This window comes from Micromonospora sp. NPDC049107 (assembly GCF_040648595.1).
GTDB lineage: Bacteria > Actinomycetota > Actinomycetes > Mycobacteriales > Micromonosporaceae > Micromonospora.
In genome coordinates, this window is record NZ_JBEZEC010000017.1 from 20,618 (window position 1) to 36,895 (window position 16,278).

Annotated in this window: 17 protein-coding genes and 1 pseudogene; 5 read left to right on the forward strand and 13 right to left on the reverse strand. The window is 70.2% G+C overall.

Annotated elements, in window-relative coordinates; translation table 11 throughout:
- Positions 1-130 precede the first annotated feature (130 nt).
- Positions 131-772, forward strand: a complete 642-nt coding sequence (locus AB0B55_RS31055; RefSeq protein WP_357133226.1) for a DUF4870 domain-containing protein — start codon at positions 131-133, stop codon at positions 770-772.
- A 62-nt stretch (positions 773-834) separates the two neighbouring features.
- Here the strand turns inward: AB0B55_RS31055 and hemW are convergent, their stop codons facing one another.
- Positions 835-2,058 (reverse strand): radical SAM family heme chaperone HemW, encoded by a 1,224-nt coding sequence (gene hemW / locus AB0B55_RS31060; protein WP_357175715.1) that lies wholly within the window; start codon positions 2,056-2,058, stop codon positions 835-837.
- 19 nt (positions 2,059-2,077) lie between these two features.
- Here hemW and AB0B55_RS31065 point away from each other — a divergent pair, with 19 nt between their 5' ends.
- On the forward strand, positions 2,078-2,887 hold the full coding sequence (locus tag AB0B55_RS31065) for an enoyl-CoA hydratase-related protein (RefSeq protein WP_357133224.1): 810 nt from the start codon (positions 2,078-2,080) through the stop codon (positions 2,885-2,887).
- A 40-nt stretch (positions 2,888-2,927) separates the two neighbouring features.
- On the opposite strand, the gene AB0B55_RS31070 is transcribed toward AB0B55_RS31065, so the two are convergent.
- Positions 2,928-3,692 carry an SDR family NAD(P)-dependent oxidoreductase gene (locus AB0B55_RS31070; RefSeq protein WP_357133222.1) on the reverse strand — a complete coding sequence of 255 codons (765 nt, stop codon included), beginning with the start codon at positions 3,690-3,692 and terminating at the stop codon, positions 2,928-2,930.
- 244 nt (positions 3,693-3,936) lie between these two features.
- Between AB0B55_RS31070 and AB0B55_RS31075 the strand changes: the two genes are divergently transcribed.
- The 3 genes from AB0B55_RS31075 to AB0B55_RS31085 all read left to right on the forward strand — a co-directional run bounded on the left by AB0B55_RS31075 (position 3,937) and on the right by AB0B55_RS31085 (position 7,286).
- On the forward strand, positions 3,937-4,797 hold the full coding sequence (locus AB0B55_RS31075; RefSeq protein ID WP_357175655.1) for a hypothetical protein: 861 nt from the start codon (positions 3,937-3,939) through the stop codon (positions 4,795-4,797).
- 223 nt (positions 4,798-5,020) lie between these two features.
- Positions 5,021-5,923 (forward strand): phytanoyl-CoA dioxygenase family protein, encoded by a 903-nt coding sequence (locus AB0B55_RS31080; protein ID WP_238649186.1) that lies wholly within the window; start codon positions 5,021-5,023, stop codon positions 5,921-5,923.
- A gap of 160 nt (positions 5,924-6,083) precedes the next feature.
- Positions 6,084-7,286, forward strand: a complete 1,203-nt coding sequence (locus AB0B55_RS31085) for a low temperature requirement protein A (protein WP_357133217.1) — start codon at positions 6,084-6,086, stop codon at positions 7,284-7,286.
- A gap of 28 nt (positions 7,287-7,314) precedes the next feature.
- Here the strand turns inward: AB0B55_RS31085 and AB0B55_RS31090 are convergent, their stop codons facing one another.
- The 11 genes and pseudogenes from AB0B55_RS31090 to AB0B55_RS31140 form a co-directional block, all read right to left on the reverse strand.
- Entirely contained in the window at positions 7,315-8,508 is a 1,194-nt protein-coding gene (locus AB0B55_RS31090) for a low temperature requirement protein A (RefSeq protein WP_357133215.1), read from the reverse strand.
- A 155-nt stretch (positions 8,509-8,663) separates the two neighbouring features.
- Complete coding sequence (locus AB0B55_RS31095) at positions 8,664-9,254, reverse strand: ABC transporter permease (RefSeq protein WP_357133383.1); 591 nt, start codon at positions 9,252-9,254, stop codon at positions 8,664-8,666.
- A 125-nt stretch (positions 9,255-9,379) separates the two neighbouring features.
- A pseudogene (locus AB0B55_RS31100) lies at positions 9,380-9,730 on the reverse strand (ATP-binding cassette domain-containing protein); the annotation flags it as partial.
- Positions 9,727-10,098 (reverse strand): hypothetical protein, encoded by a 372-nt coding sequence (locus AB0B55_RS31105; protein WP_179780533.1) that lies wholly within the window; start codon positions 10,096-10,098, stop codon positions 9,727-9,729. The gene AB0B55_RS31105 and the pseudogene AB0B55_RS31100, both read right to left, overlap by 4 nt.
- Entirely contained in the window at positions 10,098-10,694 is a 597-nt protein-coding gene (locus AB0B55_RS31110) for a helix-turn-helix domain-containing protein (protein ID WP_357133366.1), read from the reverse strand. The genes AB0B55_RS31105 and AB0B55_RS31110 overlap by 1 nt, the downstream gene beginning before the upstream one ends.
- Positions 10,695-10,782: 88 nt before the next feature.
- The gene (locus AB0B55_RS31115; protein ID WP_357133211.1) at positions 10,783-11,421 is read right to left on the reverse strand and encodes an MOSC domain-containing protein; all 639 of its coding nucleotides are present in this window, start codon (positions 11,419-11,421) and stop codon (positions 10,783-10,785) included.
- Positions 11,422-11,558: 137 nt separating this feature from the next.
- On the reverse strand, positions 11,559-12,389 hold the full coding sequence (locus tag AB0B55_RS31120; RefSeq protein ID WP_357133209.1) for a carbohydrate ABC transporter permease: 831 nt from the start codon (positions 12,387-12,389) through the stop codon (positions 11,559-11,561).
- A complete protein-coding gene (locus AB0B55_RS31125) occupies positions 12,386-13,372 on the reverse strand; it encodes a sugar ABC transporter permease (protein WP_357133207.1) in 987 nt (328 codons plus the stop codon). The genes AB0B55_RS31120 and AB0B55_RS31125 overlap by 4 nt, the downstream gene beginning before the upstream one ends.
- Positions 13,369-14,655 carry a sugar ABC transporter substrate-binding protein gene (locus AB0B55_RS31130; protein ID WP_355053196.1) on the reverse strand — a complete coding sequence of 429 codons (1,287 nt, stop codon included), beginning with the start codon at positions 14,653-14,655 and terminating at the stop codon, positions 13,369-13,371. Before AB0B55_RS31130 ends, AB0B55_RS31125 begins: the two co-directional genes overlap by 4 nt.
- 225 nt (positions 14,656-14,880) lie before the next feature.
- Positions 14,881-15,165 carry a transglycosylase gene (locus AB0B55_RS31135; protein WP_053656080.1) on the reverse strand — a complete coding sequence of 95 codons (285 nt, stop codon included), beginning with the start codon at positions 15,163-15,165 and terminating at the stop codon, positions 14,881-14,883.
- 564 nt (positions 15,166-15,729) lie between these two features.
- Entirely contained in the window at positions 15,730-16,014 is a 285-nt protein-coding gene (locus AB0B55_RS31140) for a transglycosylase (protein ID WP_053656080.1), read from the reverse strand.
- Between the last annotated feature and the right edge of the window lie 264 nt (positions 16,015-16,278).

Below are 16,278 nucleotides of genomic sequence, written 5' to 3' on the forward strand. Positions count from 1 at the left end.
TCTACGTCGGCGTGCCCGCCGACGCGATGATCAACGACGGCCCGTGACATCCCGCGCGGGCCGATCGGCCCGGACGACAGGGCGATGTCGCTCTGGTGCGGCGTTGCTCACGGCACCTACCGTGACAACCATGACTGAACCACCTCGCCCTCCCGGCGCGGGAGACCCCGGCAACTACCCGCCGGAGCCGAATCTCCCCGGCTCGTCCTCGTCGGCCGAGCCGCCCACCGCACCACTGTCCGGGGCGCCCGGCCCGGGCGGCTATCCCCCAGCCGGTGGCTATCCGCCGCCCACCGGTGACCAACCGCCGTCGGGCGGCTACCCTCCGCCGGGCGGCTACCCCCCACCAGGGGGTTACCCCCCGCCGGGTGGCACGACTGGCGGGTATCCGACCGGCGGCGCGTACGGCGGCCCCGGCGGCGGTTACGCCAACAACGAGGACAAGACCTGGGCGCTCGTCGCCCACTTCGGCGGCGCGGCCGGGATGATCATCAGCGCGGGCGTGCTCGGCTGGATCGCCCCGCTGGTGGCGTTGCTGGCCCGGGGCAGCCAGTCCCCGACCGTCCGGGCGCACGCCGTGTCGGCGCTCAACTTCCAGCTCGTCTGGTCGATCGTCGGCCTGGTCGGCTGGGTGCTGTCCTGCATCTTCATCGGCTTCATCGGCGTCGTGGCGGCCGTCGTGCTCGGAGCCGTGTGCGGCATCCTCGCCGGCATCAAGGCCAACGAGGGGCAGCTCTACCGCTACCCGCTCTCCGCCAACCTCATCAAGTGATCCGGGCCGGCCGCTCCCCCGGCCGGTCCGGCACACCGCCGCCGGCCGGGCGGGCGTCCGGCTCAGGGCAGCAGGTCCCGCACGACCGCGTCGGCGAGCAGCCGGCCGCGCAGGGTGAGGACCGCCCGTCCGGCGGCGTACCTCTCGGCGTCCAGCAGACCGTCGGCGAGGGCCCGCGCGGCACCGGCCCGGCCGGCGTCGTCGAGCACCCCCAGCGGCAGTCCGCTGGCGAGCCGCAGCCGGAGCATCACGTCCTCCATGTGCGCCTCGTCCGTGGTCAGCACCTCGCGGGCCAGGCCGGGTGACGCGCCGGCCGCCAGCCGCTGGGCGTACGTGGTGGGGTGCTTCACGTTCCACCAGCGCACCCCGCCGACGTGGCTGTGCGCGCCCGGGCCCAGGCCCCACCAGTCGGCGCCGGTCCAGTAGAGCAGGTTGTGCCGGCACCGGGCCTCGTCGGCGCGCGCCCAGTTGGACACCTCGTACCAGGAGAGGCCGGCCGCGTCGAGGGCGGCCTCCGCGGCCAGGTAGCGGTCCGCCGCCACGTCGTCACTGGGGTACGGCACCTCGCCGCGCTTCATCCGCGCGGCGAGCCGGGTGCCGTCCTCCACGATGAGGGCGTACGCGCTGACGTGGTCGACCCCGGCGTCGACGACCTGCTCCAGCGTGCCGGCGAAGTCCTCGGCCCGTTCCCCCGGCGTGCCGTAGATCAGGTCCAGGTTGACGTGGTCGAACCCGGCCTCGCGCGCCTCGAGGGCGGCGGCGGTGGCCCGGCCGGCGCTGTGTTTACGGTCCAGGATCGCCAGCACACCGGGCGACGCGGACTGCATGCCCAGCGAGATCCGGGTGTAGCCGGCCGTGCGCAGCAGCTTCAGCGACTCCGGTGTGACCGACTCCGGATTCGCCTCGGTGGTCACCTCGGCGTCGGCGGCGAGCCCCCAGGTGCGGTCGATGCCCTCGAGGATGCGGGCCAGGTCGTCGGCGGGGAGCAGGGTGGGCGTGCCGCCACCGACGAAGACGGTGTCGACGCGGGGTGGCGGGTTGTCGCCGAGCACCCGGGCGGCGAGCGCCAGCTCGGCCAGCACGGTGTCGGCGTACGCCTCGCGGCTCGCGCCCCCACCCAGCTCGGCGGCCGTGTACGTGTTGAAGTCGCAGTAGCCGCAGCGACTGGCGCAGAACGGGACGTGGACGTACACGCCGAAGCCGCGCGCGCCGACCGCCGTGGTGGCGGTGGCGGGCAACGATCCGTCGCCGGGGACGGTCTCACCATCTGGAAGGACGCCGGGCATGGCCACTAGTGTGCCCGGCATGACCTCTCCCGACGTGCTCGTGCGGGTCGCCACGGCCCGTGGGGTGACCACCCTCACCCTGGACAGCCCGCACAACCGCAACGCGCTCTCCACCGCCCTGATGACCCAGTTGCTGGCGGGGCTGACGGACGCGGTGGCCGACGACGCGGTCCGGGTGATCGTGCTCGACCACACCGGGCCGGTCTTCTGCTCCGGCGCGGACCTGAAGGAGACCGCCGCGGCGTACGCCAGCGGAACCGTGCCCGCCGGCATGCTGGGCGACGTGCTGGCGGCGCTCTGGGAGTGCCCGAAGCCGATCCTGGCCCGGGTCGCCGGGCCCGCGCGGGCCGGCGGACTCGGCCTCATCGCCGCCGCCGATCTCGCGGTCTGCGCCGACGAGGCGACGTTCGCGTTCACCGAGGTCCGCATCGGGGTGATCCCGGCGGTGATCTCGGCGACCGTGCTGCCCCGGCTGCACCCCCGCGCCGCCGCCGAGCTGTACCTGACCGGGAACACCTTCGACGGGCGGCGTGCCGTCGAGGTCGGCCTGGTGACGGCCTCGGTGCCGGCCCAGGAGCTGGACGACGTGGTGCGGGGCTACTGCGACTCCCTGGTCCGCGGCGCGCCCGGCGCGCTGGCCGGCGCGAAGGATCTGCTGCGCCGGCCGGGCACCGCCGAGCTGCGCGGTGACCTGGCCCGTCTCGCCGCGCTCTCGACCGGCTACTTCCTCTCCGACGAGGGCCGCGAGGGGGTCACGGCGTTCCGGGAGAAGAGGTCGCCGCGATGGGTGGCCGCTCTGGACGCCGAACGCGGTGACCAGGCCGGGTAGGACCGCGGACGTCGGCCGGCTGCGGCGGCGCCCCGAAGGGTCACCACGCCGTCGCGCCACCGTCGACCGCGTAGTTGGCGCCGGTGATGTACGACGCCCGGTCCGAGGCGAGGAAGACCACCAGCTCGGCGACCTCCTCGGGGCGGGCGAAGCGCTTGAGCAGCGTCTTCGCCGTGATCGCGTCCCGGGCCTCCTGGTCGTCCCCCAGGTCGCGTTCACTGGCCGGGGTGAGGATGGGTCCGGGGCTGACCGCCACCGCCCGGATGCCGTGCGGTGCCCCTTCGAGCGCGAGCTGGCGGGTCATGCCGATGATGCCGGCGTTCGCCGCCGTGTGGCCGACCATCGGCGGGACGTGACCTGCGATCATCCCGGCCATCGAGGCCGCGTTGATGATGACGCCGCCCCCGCGCCGGACGAGGTACGGCCAGGCGAACTTCGACACCAGGTACGGAATGTCGAGTTCACCGGCGATCGTGTACCGCCAGTCGTCGACCGAGAAGTCCGGCAGGGGGCCGAAGCGCAGCGCGGCCGCGTTGTTGTAGACGACGTCGAGCCCCCCGTACGCGGCCACGGCGTCCTCGACGAGCTGACGGACCTGTTCCGGGTCGGTCAGGTCGACGGGCGCGACGCTCGTCATCTCCCCACCGGCGGCCCGGACGAGGTCGACCGTCTCGTTGTTGCCGTCCACCTGGATGTCGGCCCCGACGACCTTCGCGCCCTCGCGGGCGAAGGTCAGCGCCGCGACGCGCCCCAGACCACCGCCCGTGCCGGTCACGAGTACCACCTTGCCGTCCAGCGTTCCCATCGAATTCCTCCTCGGCGCTGGCACGTCCGATTGACGTGTCAACCGGGAAAGGTCCTGGCCAGGCATTCTCTTCCGGCTGTTGACGACGGGTGACGCGGCAGACACGATCTCCCTCCGCAGGTGAGTTCCGCGCGTCAGGGGGAACGTCCCGATCGGCGCGCGACGGCTGAGCGAAGCCCGAACCGGTCGAACGGCCCGGATGACGCCGGCGGGGACGTACGCTTGTCGAACTGTCGATCAGGAGGTGTGGGTGCGAACTCGGGCTGCCGTGGCGGGCGGAGTGGTGCTCATCCTCGTCGCCGTGATCGCGATCTGGCTCGTCCTGAAGCGGGTTGGGGACGAACTGCGGCTGCCACTGGCGGGACGCACCTGCACGGTCCAGGCCGACGGCAGGGTGGTCCTGGACGTGGAGCAGATGGCGAACGCGGCCACCATCGCGGCGATCGGCGTCCAGCGCGGCATGCCCGAGCGCGCCGTGGTGGTCGCGCTGGCCACCGCGTACCAGGAGTCGGGGCTGCGCAACCTCGACCACGGTGACCGCGACTCGCTCGGGCTGTTCCAGCAGCGCCCGAGCAAGGGGTGGGGCACGCCGGAGCAGATCCGTGACCCCCGGTACGCGGCGAACAGGTTCTACAAGGCGCTCAAGAAGGTGCGCGGCTGGGAGAAGATGCGGGTCACCGATGCCGCCCAGCGGGTGCAGCGCTCGGCGTTCCCCGAGGCGTACCAGAAGTGGGCCGACGATTCCGAGGTGCTCACCAAGGCCCTGCTCGGCGACGCGACCGAGGCGGTGGCCTGCACGGTGGGGCGTACCCCGGTGATGCACGGCGCGGCGGCGGCCGCGCAGCTGACCCGCAACCTGGCGCTGGACTGGGGTGTGTCGAGCGCCGAAGAGGCCAGCCAGACAGGGCTGGCGGTGACCGCGCAGGGCCAGCGCGACGGCTGGCGGTACGCGCACTGGCTGGTCTCGCACGCCCAGGACCACGGGGTGAAGCGGGTCCGTTTCGGCAACCTGGAGTGGACCGCTCGCAACGGCACCTGGGGCCAGGTGACCGGCGAACAGGGCCCCGCCGGCCAGGTGGTGGCCGAGGTATTCGCCGAGGGCTGACCGAGCCCGGATCTCTTAACCGGCAGTGACCGCACAATCGGACAAACAGCCGCAGAATCACCCGATGATCACGTAAATGTGACTCGCCGCACCGGTCCCGCTGCACGCGGTCCGACCCCGGGCCGTACCGTCGCCGCTCGCCCTCCCACCGCCCCGGCACTCGCGTTACGATCGGCGGCCTGTGCCAGAAATGGTTTCACCTCATGGGGAGGGGTACGACGCGGTGTTCGATTACGGCGACCGGACCGGCTACGAACCGATCAGCGACACTGACCGCAAGGAGTTCCACGAGCAGGGCTTCCTCCTGCTGCGCAACGTCCTGACGGAGGACCACCGGGCGGCGCTGGAGGCGGCTGTCGACCGCGTCTACGCGGAGGAGCAGGCCAAGGGCACCACCAAGAAGGACGGCACCCTGCACCTGCTGGGCTTCCTGGAGCGCGACGAGCTCTTCGGTGAGCTGCTGACCCACCCGATCGCCTTCCCGTACATGTGGGGGCTGGCCGGCTGGAACATCTACACCCACCACAACCACCTGGACGTCACCCCGCCGGCCGCCGAGCCGGAGAAGCCGTACTGGGGTTGGCACCAGGACGGGTACCGGCAGAACTCCGACCCGGAGACGATGGACCCGAACCTGCCCCGCCCGATGTTCTCGCTGAAGGTCGCGTACGTGCTGTCCGACCTGTCGGAGACCGGCCGCGGCGCCACCAAGGTCATCCCGGGCAGCCACCTGAAGAACTCGCTGTCCCGGCCGGCGGACCTCACGGTGCAGAACCCCGACCCGGAGGGCACGGTGGAGATCACCGCCAACCCGGGCGACGCGTTCATCTTCGACCGCCGGCAGTGGCACTCGCGCTCGACGAACCTGTCGACCATCACCCGCAAGATGCTCTTCGTCGGCTACACCTACCGGTGGATCCGTCCGCTGGACGAGCTGCACCCCGACGTGAACGGCGAGTGGTACCGCAACCGCACGCCCGTGCAGCGCCAGCTGATCGGTGAGGGCACCCACACCGCCAACTACTGGGGCATCAACTGGGACGGGTACGTCGACGACGAGATCCCGCTGCGCAAGGAGCTCAAGGAGCGCGGTCTGCTCGACCGCAACATCCCCTGGCTGCGCTGATCACCCGCTGCTGAGAACGGCCCCCCGCCACTGTCGGCGGGGGGCCGTCGCCGTATCCGCTTCCGGGCCACCAGGTGCCGCGCTGTCGGTAGCGTGAGGGGTAGGCAGAGCCGGGGCGCGGCGCTCGGGCGGGCGCGGGGTGGCACAGGAGGCAGCCGCGATGACGTCCGCTCCCCTCCCCCGGATCCTTCGCCGTCGGGGCGAGCCGGAATATCCGACCTTCCTGGAACTCTTCTTCGACCTGGTCTACATCTTCCTGCTCTCCCGACTCTCCGCCAGCCTGGGTGATGACCTCAGCATCCGGAACGCGGCGCAGACCGCCGTCCTGCTGCTGGCCGCCTGGTGGGTCTGGGTGCTCACGGCCTGGCTCACCGACCTGTTCAACCCCCGGCTGCCGATCATCCAGGCGACCGTCCTGCTGGTCATGCTCGGCGCCCTGCTGATGGCCATCGCGACACCACACGCCTTCGGCCGGTACGGGTGGCTCTTCGTCGCCGCGTACTTCGGCATCCACCTGGTCCGTGACGCCGTCCTGATCCCCGGCACCCGGATCAACCGCCCGATCCAGGCCCGGAGCATCCGGGTCTTCTTCTGGTTCGGCGTCACCGTGACCCCGTGGGTGGCCGGGGTGTTCGTGGACGGGACGGCCCGGCTGGCGCTGTGGTCGCTCGCGGTGGCGGTCGACCTCGGCTCGGCCCGGTTCGGCTGGCCGACGCCGGGGCTGGGGCGTACCGAACTCGCCAGCCAGATCTTCACCGGGGTGCACCTCTCCGAGCGGCACCGGGCGATCTTCATCGTCGCGCTCGGCGAGTTGATCCTGAGCATCGGCACGGGGCTGGCCGGCAGCGGGTTCACCGCCGGTCAGGTGACCGCCAGCGCGGTCGCGTTCGTCAGCGCGGTGCTGGTGTTCCAGCTCTACTTCCAGCGCGTCCGGCGAATCCTGGCCCCACCGAGCGTCACGACGGTGGAGCGGGTCCGCTCCGGCACCTCCACCTCGTACACCCACCTGGTGATGGTGGCCGGCGTGGTGCTGGTCTCGACCGGCACCTCGATGGTCATCGCCCGGCCGTCCGGTCACGCCCCGGCGGACGTGATGGCCGCCATTCTCGGCGGACCGGCGTTGTTCCTGCTCGGCAGCGTGCTGTTCGACGCCGTGGTGACGGCGCGGATCCTCTGGTCCCGGGTGCTGGCGATCGTGCTGCTGGCGGTCGTGCTGCTGTGCGCGCTTGTCGCGCCCGGCACGTTCCGGCTGCCGCCGTTGGCCGTCCTGGTGGTGGCGAACCTGGTCCTGCTGCTCACCCTGGCCGGGGAGGGGCTGGCCGCCCGTCGCAGACGGGCCGAGGTCACCGCGCCGGCCCGGTGAGGGATCGCCCCACCCACCGCGCGGAGTCTCACCCCAGCATCGGCGGCGCCGGCGCACGCGTGTGTCGTCGGGTGCTGGCCAGGTTCGCCACGGCGATCAGGGCCAGCACGATCATGGCGAGCAGCGCGACCAGGATCGGCGGAAGCACGGGCGTGGCCGGCGCCAGGCACCCCAGCAGCAGCACGCCGGCCAGCCGGGACCGCGAGATGCGTCCGAACACGGTGAAGTCGAGCAGGCCCCGGCCGATCAGGTACAACGCGGGGCTGCCGAGGATGACCGCGGCCCACGACGGCGGGGTCTCGCCCAACGGTCGATTCACCACGAGGTCGCTGGTTACCGCCGCCCCGGCGATGCCGGCCACCATGATCAGATGGGTGATCGCGGCGGACTGGGTGAGCAACGCCGGGTCGGTCGACCTGACGATCGCCTCGGTCAGCAGCTCACCGGCGCGGTAGATGTAGATCCGCCACATCAGCACCACAGTGCTGAACACCACGAGCAGCGCCCAGGCCCTCGCCAGCGTGTAATCGCTCCGGCTGAAGGTCGTCCCGGTCACGAAGATCGACACCCCGAGCGCGATGATGACGAACTGCCGGTAGCGCTCGGCCACCCGCGCGTGGACCAGCCGCCAGTCCCCCGGTCGTGAGCGACCGATCCGGGGCAGCGGCCAGCCGCACACCGCCCCGACGTATTCGACGACGATCGCGAGCGCCCAGATCGACAGCTGGCCCGAGCCGCCGACGAGCGCTCCGGCGATCCAGCCGACGCCGGTGACGCACTTCCAGGTCTGGATCCGGATGCTCGACCGCCGCAGGGGCCGGCCCCTCGAGACGACAACTGCGTAGTAGGCGGTCGTGCTGAGGGGGATGAACACGAAGGTGATCGCGAAGAGCAGCGCGCGATCGCCGTACGCCTCGGCTGCGGCCGCCGCCAACAGCAGGCTGGCCGCCGCCACCGAGGTGAGATGCCCCTGCCCGGATGGACTGGTCAGGTCGATGGTGTCCGCGGTCCACACGCTCAGCGCCCAGACCATCGCGAACGCGAGCAGCAGCACCAACACCTTGGCGACGCCGGTCCAGGTCAGGTCGTTGGCCAGGATCGTCGCCAAGGTGACCAGCGCGAAGACGTAGACGAGGTCGAAGAAGAGCTCCAGGAACGCCGGACGCTCCAGCGCCGGATCGGGCGCCGCTGCCATGGCGCCGCCGTCCGTAGCCATCGACATCGCGCTTCACCCGGCCTCCACCGCATGCCCTCAAGGGGGACGATACGGGCAACGGCAGGCCCTCAGCCCCGTCATCCGGTTCTTGGCGACCGCGGGCCACCCCAACGCTGGCCCGTCGCCCCGGCAACACGGTCAGCCCCGTCGCCTTCAGCCGGTCACGTGACGTCTCGACGCAGGGGCAGCAACAGGGCGATCGCCGAGGCGGCCACCGCGTACGCGGTGAGCAGGAGAGCGCCGGCCGCCGGTGGGAGCAGGTTGACGGTGCCGCTGCCGACTTCCGTGGAGATGGCGTCGGCGACGTAGGTGAAATCGGTCAGCGCGGCGGTGGCTCCGCCGGGCAGGATCGGGTAGAGCGTGTTGACGCCCGGGATCATCATCAGCACCGGCTCCCCCACGTACAGATAGCCGATCACGACGCACAGCGCCGCGATCTGGTGGTGGATGAGGGCGCCCATCCCGGCCCCGAGGAGCAGGTAGACCACCATCGCGACGGCGATACGGCCGAGCAGCGCCAGCACCGTGGAGGCTGGCAGACCGAGTGGGACGTCGCGGGCGGCGGCGACAGCGAACAGCGCCACCGCGGCGGTGCCCGCGAGAACGAGCCCGTACGCGAGGCCGACGACCGCGTACGTGGCGAGTTTGGCGGCGAGCACCCGCCCACGGCGCGGAGCGAAGAGAAAGGTGACCGCGGCGGTGCGGTGTCGGTACTCGGAGGTGACCGCCAGGGCCCCGGCGGCGGCCGGCACGAACGCGGTGTAGCCGAGAATGCCGAGGATCGCGCGGAGGCCGGCCTCGGTGTCCAGACCGGGCTGCCCGTGGAGAATCCTCGGGTGCGACGGTGCGCGGCCTCGGCGAGGCCGAGAAGGTCGAGCAGGGTGGTGACCCGGCTGTCCGGATATCCGCCCATCGCGGCGTAGACGCGCAGGTGGTCGCGGGCGGTGTGTCCAGGGTGGAACGCGTTGGCGTCGAACACGGCGCCGACAGTGCGCGAGGGCCGGGCCAGTTGGCCGTACGGCAGCCCGCCGATCGTGGCGGTGCCACTGGTCGGCGACACCAGCCCGGTCATCATGCGCATCGTGGTGGTCTTGCCGGCGCCGTTCGGGCCGAGGAATCCGGTGACCACACCGGGCTGCACGGTGAAGCTCAGATCCTGCACGGCGGTCACGTCACCGTAGCGCTTTGTCAGGCACGACACCTCGATCGCGAGGTGGTCGCCGGTCACGCGCGGGCCGCCATGGCACGCGTGATCGTCTCCACGAGGCCTGGCGCGGCCGGGCTGGAGAGCACCACCTGGTCGAACTCGCCGCCTGCCGACGCCCGGTCCAGAACGAGGTGCAGTCCCGGTTCCGCCCGGCGGGCTGCCACGAGCTGCCGAGGACCGCCGTACAGGCCCCATACTCCGATCTTGGCGAAGCCGGACACCACGTATCCGCGGCGGGCACCACGGGCCAGACGGAGCGGGTTGTCCACCAGGGCGACGTGCCGCACCGCGGTGAGGGGCAGTGCGAACTGCTCCCGCCCGACCCAGACCCGCTCCCATCCGGTGAACCGAATGTCGATCACATCGTTGGTCACCATGACCGATGCCATCAGTCATCCCCTTTCGTCGTGTCGGAGTCGTCCGTCGGCGCAGGCGTACGCCTGTCGGTCGTCGGCAGATCGGTGGGCAGCAGAACGGTCGCCAACAGTCGCGGGATCCGTTCACCGCCGGGCTGGTTGCCGAGCAACGGGCCAACCAGTGCGTTGAGACCGGCGGCGAACTCGCCCAGTTCGGCGTCGGTCAGGTGCAGCACGAGTTGCTGGTAGCCCACACCGTCGGCGGCGAAGTCGATCCGCTCCCGGGCGAGATAGCGGGAGAACTCCGACAGCAGGCTCGACATGAACGCCGTGAAGTAACGCGCGTGGTCCTCCCGCGTAGCCGTGGCGAGGGCCGCCGGGTCGAGCGTCGCGCCGTGCGCGGGCAACGCGTACACCCGCTCGACGGTGCCGCGAACCCTGCGTTCGTCAACCACCTCGACCAGCCCTGCCCTGACCAGGATCGCCAGGTGCCGGTACATCGTGGCCTGCGGGACATCGGGCAGCAGCTCAAGCAGCCCTTGGGTGGTCAGGCGCGTGCCCGCGACCGCACGCAGGATCCGGATCCGCACCGGATGCAGCGCCAGGTCCGCCCAGCGCTCTCTCGACATCTCCACGACCGAACGGTATCACTATCGATAATGAGAATGGAAGACCGCGTTCAGAACGACGGATGGGCGCTCGCGCCCTCGACGTCGGCTAACGGGCGGCGAGGCGGCGGCGGACGTTGTCCCGGATCGGCTCCGGCAGGTCGTCCGCGTCGAGCAGGCGGGGCAGCAGCTCCGGCTCCAGGCTGGTCGCCCGGAACACCTCGCCGATGGTCACCCCGTGCGCGGGCCGTTCCACCACCTCGACCGGATCGCCGGCGCCCACCTCGCCCTCGCGCAGCACCCGCAGGTACGCCCCCGGGGTGGCCCGGACCGTGAACCGCTTGATCAGATCCGGTACGCCCCAGAAGCCGGCGAACGTGGTGCACGGGGTGCGCGGCATGGTCACCTGGAGCACCGCCGTGCCCACCGCCCACTGTTCACCGATGACCGCGCCGGTCACGTCGACGGCGTAGGTGGTCAGGTTCTCCCCGAAGCCGCCCGGACGGATCGACCGGCCCATCTCGGCCGACCACCACGCGGCGTCCTCCTCGGCGTACGCGTAGACGGCCTTGTCCGGCCCGCCGTGGTGGGCCCGCTCGCCGATGAAGTCACCGGCCAGGCCGCCGGTCAGCAGCGACACCGGCCCGTCGACAGGCCGCTTGTCGATGCCGCTGCGACCGCTCGCGTCGCCGGCCCACTCCGCCTCGGTCACGATGCCGAGGTTCACCGCTGCCACCCTGCCTGCCATGACGGCCAGCCTAGGGTCTGCCTCGCAGGGGGGTCGAGCCGATTCACCGGGCGGTCGAGCCGATTCACCGGGCGGTCGAGCCGAGGCGGGGTCCGGACGACGACCGGCGGCGGCGCGGCCCTCGACCGGCCCTGCGCTCAGCCCTTGACCGCTCCGGCCACCAGGCCGGAGACCATCTTCCGCTGCACCAGCAGGAAGAAGATGATGACCGGCAGGGTGAACAGCGTGGAGGCGGCCATCACCGGCCCCCAGTTGGTGTCGTCACGGCCGAAGAAGAAGGTCATCGCCACCGGCAGGGTGTAGCGCCCCTGGTCGTTGATGAACGTCAACGCGAAGATCAGCTCATTCCACGCCGTGATGAACGAGAAGATGCTGGTCGCGACCAGGCCGGGCGCGACGAGCGGGAACAGCACCCGCCGGAACGTCTGGGCCCGGCTCGCGCCGTCGATGGCCGCCGCCTCCTCCAGTTCCTTGGGCACGGCCGCGACGAAACCGCGCAGCATCCACACCGCGAACGGCAGCGAGAAGCCGAGGTACGTGAGGATCAGGCTGGGCAGGGTGTTGTAGAGCCCGAGCCGCTGGATCATCAGGAACAGCGGGATGACCAGCGCCTCCAACGGGATCATCTGCACGATCAGCAGCATGATCAGGAAGCTGGTCCGGAGCTTGAAGCGGAACCGGGCCACCGCCGTCGCCGCGAGCAGGGCGACGAGCCCACTGAGCACCACCGTGGACACCGCGACGATCGCGCTGTTCACGAAGAAGTCGAGGAAGGTCACCCCGGGGATCAGGTTGCCGGTGAGGATCTCCCGGTAGTGCGCCAGCGTCGGATGGGTCGGCACCGGCTGCGGGGTGGCCGAGAAGATCTCGTTGCTGGGCTTCAGCGACGTCGAGATCATCCAGTAGACCGGGAAGGCCGCGAAGAGCGCGACCAGCAGCCCGGCGGCGTTGAGGGCGACCTTCTTCACGACTCGTCCTCCTGCTTGAGCACCATCCGTACGTAGAAGCCGGTGACCACGAGCAGGATCAGCGTGAGGATCACCGCGATGGCCGCGCCGAGCCCGTACTTCGGCGGCGGCGAGAAGGCCTCGGCGTACGAGTAGATCGAGAGCATGAACGTCGGCCGGTCCTGGGTGCCACCGGCCAGCACGAACTGCTGGGTGAAGACCTTGAAGTCCCAGATGGTGGAGAGCACGATCAGGATCCCGAAGACCGGGCGCAGCAGCGGGAAGGTGATCTTCCAGAAGACCCGCCACGGGCTCGCGCCGTCCACCCGGGCCGCCTCGTGCAACTCACTCGGCACACTCTTGAGGCCGGCGAGCACGCTCACCGCGATGAACGGGAACGAGTGCCACACGACCACCAGCGTGAGGATCGCGAAGAACAGCAGCGGCGAGTTGAACCAGCCGTAACCGGTCCAGTCGCTACGACCGAACAGGGCGTTCGAGAGTCCGTCCGGCAGAGCGTTGAACAGCCAGGTGACCAGGCCACTCGTGTCGTCGAAGATCCACTTCCAGACGATCGTGCCGGTCAGCGCGGGGGTGGCCCAGGCGAGCATCACGCAACTGGCCACGAAGGTCGCCATCTTGCGACCGAGCCGGTTGAGCAGCAGTCCGACCAGGGTGCCCAGCACCATTGTGAGCAACACGTTCGCCGCGGCGAACAGCACGGTGTTGCGCAGGACGGTCAGGAAGAACGGATCCGTGAGAATGTCGGTGTAGTTACCGAGCCCCACCCACGGCCACTCCCGGTCGCCCCGCAACTGCCGGACGCTGTTGAGCCGGTAGAAGGACATCGCCACCACCTGGCCGAGCGGCCAGAGCAGCAGCACCCCGATGATGACGAGGGCGGGCAGGAGCAGCAGGTAGGGCAGGCGGTCGACCCGGCGACGCCGCCGCGCAGGGTTCTCCCGCGCGGCGGACGTCTCCGGCACCTCGGTCAGCGTGGTCACTTGGAGTTGAGGATGCTTTCCATCTCACCGGCCGCGTCGGCGGTAGCCTTCTCGACCGTCTTCTGACCCTTCATGACCGAGCTGTTCATCGCCTGGGTCACCGTCTTCGTCCGGCTGACCTCCACCCACTTCGGGGTGAGCGGCGTGAGCTTGGTGTTCTGCATGGTGGTGGCGAACGCCGCCATCACCTTGTCGTTGGCGTACGTGTCGCTGGCGACCAGGTCCTTGTAGACGGGGAAGAACCCGAGGCTGCTCGCGAAGCTCTGCGCGTTCTTCTTGTTCAGCAGCACGGTCAGGTAGTCCCAGGCGAGGTCCTGCCGCTCGCTGTCCTTCCAGATCGCCACGTCGGAGCCACCGGCGAAACCGGGCGCGGCCTTGCCGTCCGGGCCGGGGATCGGGAACGTACCCCAGACCTTCTCGATCTCGGGGTTGTCCTTCTTGATGGCGGCCTGCTGCCAGCTACCGGCGAACGCCATCGCGGCCTTGCCGGTGGCGAACTGCGTCCGCGCGTCGATCTCGTTCCAGCCGGCGGCGGCCGGTGGGGCGACCTTGTGGACCGTGACCAGGTCGGTCCAGTACTTGACGGCCCGCTGCGCCTCCGGCGTCGAGTAGCCGGACTTCCACGCACCGCCCTGGTTGGTGGCGATCTCCGCGCCCGCGCCCCAGAGGAACGAGTAGAAGGGCAGCTCGGAGTTGCCCGGCAGCGCGATGCCGTAGGTGCCCTTCTTCTTGGCCTGCACCGCCTTGGCGACGGTCACCAACTCGTCCCACGTCTTCGGCGGCTGCACGCCCGCCTCGGCGAACCAGTCGGTGCGGTAGTAGATGGCCCGCACGCCCGCGTACCAGGGGACGCCGTACTGCTTGCCGTCGAGCTGCGCGTTGCGTACCAGGTCGGGCAGCAGGTCCTTGCCGTCCGCCCAGCCACCCATCCGACCGCTGACGTCGGCGAGCGCCTCCTGCGCGGCCCAGCCCTGGGTCTCGGTGTTGCCCAGTTCGGTGATGTCCGGGCCCTCACCGCCGGCCAGCGCGGCCTGGAACTTCTTCGGCGCCTCCAGCCAGGGGATGTACTGCACCACCACATCGGTGTCGGGGTGCTTCTGCCGGAACTCGGTCTCCACGCCGTCGAGGAAGGCGTTCTGGGCGTCGCCACCCTCGCCCATCATCCAGACCGTGAGCTTGCTGTCGTCGGTCGCTTCCTCGCCGGAGCCCCCACAGCCGCCCAACACCATGGCGACCGAGGCCACCACGGCAGTGACCGGGGCCAACCGCTTCCACCTGTTCACGCCACTTCTCCCCTCGCGTCGCCTGGCACTAACCTTCTCCGCCGCACCTTAGTACGAAGAAATCCTTTACGACAGTGGGCGGGCAGGCCGAAGCGTGGCGACCGTACCGCAGGTGGACGGTGCCGCTGCTCGTGGAACCGGGCCGAACCCGGGCATTGACGTCACGAAAGAGCGCCCAGCCGTTTGGCCGGGCGCTCTTTCGAGTGGTGCGGTGATGCCAGGTTGTTACCGGGTGACGCGGCGGCGGCCACCCACACCAGCCACCAGCGCGACCGCGATAGCGGCCACCACGACCTGCACCAGCAGCTCGGTCCAGTCGATACCAGCGGTCTCGGTCGCGATACCCATCGCCCGCGCCAGCACCGTGCCCAGCAGAGCCGCACCGACACCGATCAGCAGGTGCAGCCAGATCGGCATGTTCTGGCGGCCCGGAACAACCAGGCGGCCGAGCGCCCCGACGATGAGACCAACAACGATGGCAGTGATGATGCCCCACACGGTGAGCTCCACGGTCGCCCTCCTTCTAAGAATGTCTGACACACAATGTGTGCTTCCTGTCGTGACCGTTAAGTTCCCGACCCACCAAAAATCCAAACCGACTTGATCGCCCAGACGGTCACGACTTGGTGAACACAGGCACGGACCACCAGGACCTCCCGCGCCCCGCCCCGCGATCTTGCACTTTCGGTCGTCGATAGGGGGTGGGATGCCCGGGATGTCGCAGCAGAAAGTGCAAGATCGGCGCGGGCGCCGTGGCCGGCGTGACTCCGCGGTACTGCTCGAACGGCGTCTTGCCCCCCACGCTCCAGTGGGCCCGTCCTGTAGCGCACCCAAGATCGTGCTCCATCCATGAAGTAGTGGCATCCGGGCTGACGAAGACCACTACATCCAGGATCGAGCACGATGTTGGCGCGGGACGCGGTCGGCACTCGCCCTCGGGCGCGGGCGACACTGCGGCCGCCTCGGACATGGCGCTTCCGGAGCGGGCGACCTGTCCGGGCACGACAGCGAGGGGCGCTCGGCCTGATGGCCGAGCGCCCCTCGAAAGTGTTGCGGTACTACGGGTGTGCGGTGTTACCGGGTGACGCGGCGGCGGCCACCCACACCGGCCACCAGCGCGACCGCGATCGCCGCCACCACGACCTGCACCAGCAGCTCGGTCCAGTCGATACCAGCGGTCTCGGTCGCGATACCCATCGCCCGCGCCAGCACCGTGCCCAGCAGAGCCGCACCGACACCGATCAGCAGGTGCAGCCAGATCGGCATGTTCTGGCGGCCCGGAACAACCAGGCGGCCGAGCGCCCCGACGATGAGACCAACAACGATGGCAGTGATGATGCCCCACACGGTGAGCTCCACGGTCGCCCTCCTTCTAAGAATGTCTGACACACAATGTGTGCTTCCTGTCGTGACCGCTAAGTTCCCGACCCACCAAAAATCCAAACCGACTCACCCGCACAAGAAGTTGCCGGCGTCGATGTCGGTCGGCTGCGTCGGTTGGCACCGAAACACGTCCACACAGCTCAGGCAACATGTTGCCCAGGGCGACCACCCCAGACCTCAACCCCAAAAAAAATCCGCCCCACCCCCCGACCGCCCCCGGTGATCAAGAGGTTCGCGTCA

Excerpts from the sequence above, each read along its gene's own strand:
- AB0B55_RS31055 (WP_357133226.1), top strand. The coding sequence starts at position 131 with ATGACTGAACCACCTCGCCCTCCCGGCGCGGGAGACCCCGGCAACTAC.
- hemW (WP_357175715.1), bottom strand. The coding sequence starts at position 2,058 with ATGCCCGGCGTCCTTCCAGATGGTGAGACCGTCCCCGGCGACGGATCG.
- AB0B55_RS31065 (WP_357133224.1), top strand. The coding sequence starts at position 2,078 with ATGACCTCTCCCGACGTGCTCGTGCGGGTCGCCACGGCCCGTGGGGTG.
- AB0B55_RS31070 (WP_357133222.1), bottom strand. The coding sequence starts at position 3,692 with ATGGGAACGCTGGACGGCAAGGTGGTACTCGTGACCGGCACGGGCGGT.
- AB0B55_RS31085 (WP_357133217.1), top strand. The coding sequence starts at position 6,084 with ATGACGTCCGCTCCCCTCCCCCGGATCCTTCGCCGTCGGGGCGAGCCG.
- AB0B55_RS31090 (WP_357133215.1), bottom strand. The coding sequence starts at position 8,508 with ATGTCGATGGCTACGGACGGCGGCGCCATGGCAGCGGCGCCCGATCCG.
- AB0B55_RS31105 (WP_179780533.1), bottom strand. The coding sequence starts at position 10,098 with ATGGCATCGGTCATGGTGACCAACGATGTGATCGACATTCGGTTCACC.
- AB0B55_RS31110 (WP_357133366.1), bottom strand. The coding sequence starts at position 10,694 with ATGTCGAGAGAGCGCTGGGCGGACCTGGCGCTGCATCCGGTGCGGATC.
- AB0B55_RS31115 (WP_357133211.1), bottom strand. The coding sequence starts at position 11,421 with ATGGCAGGCAGGGTGGCAGCGGTGAACCTCGGCATCGTGACCGAGGCG.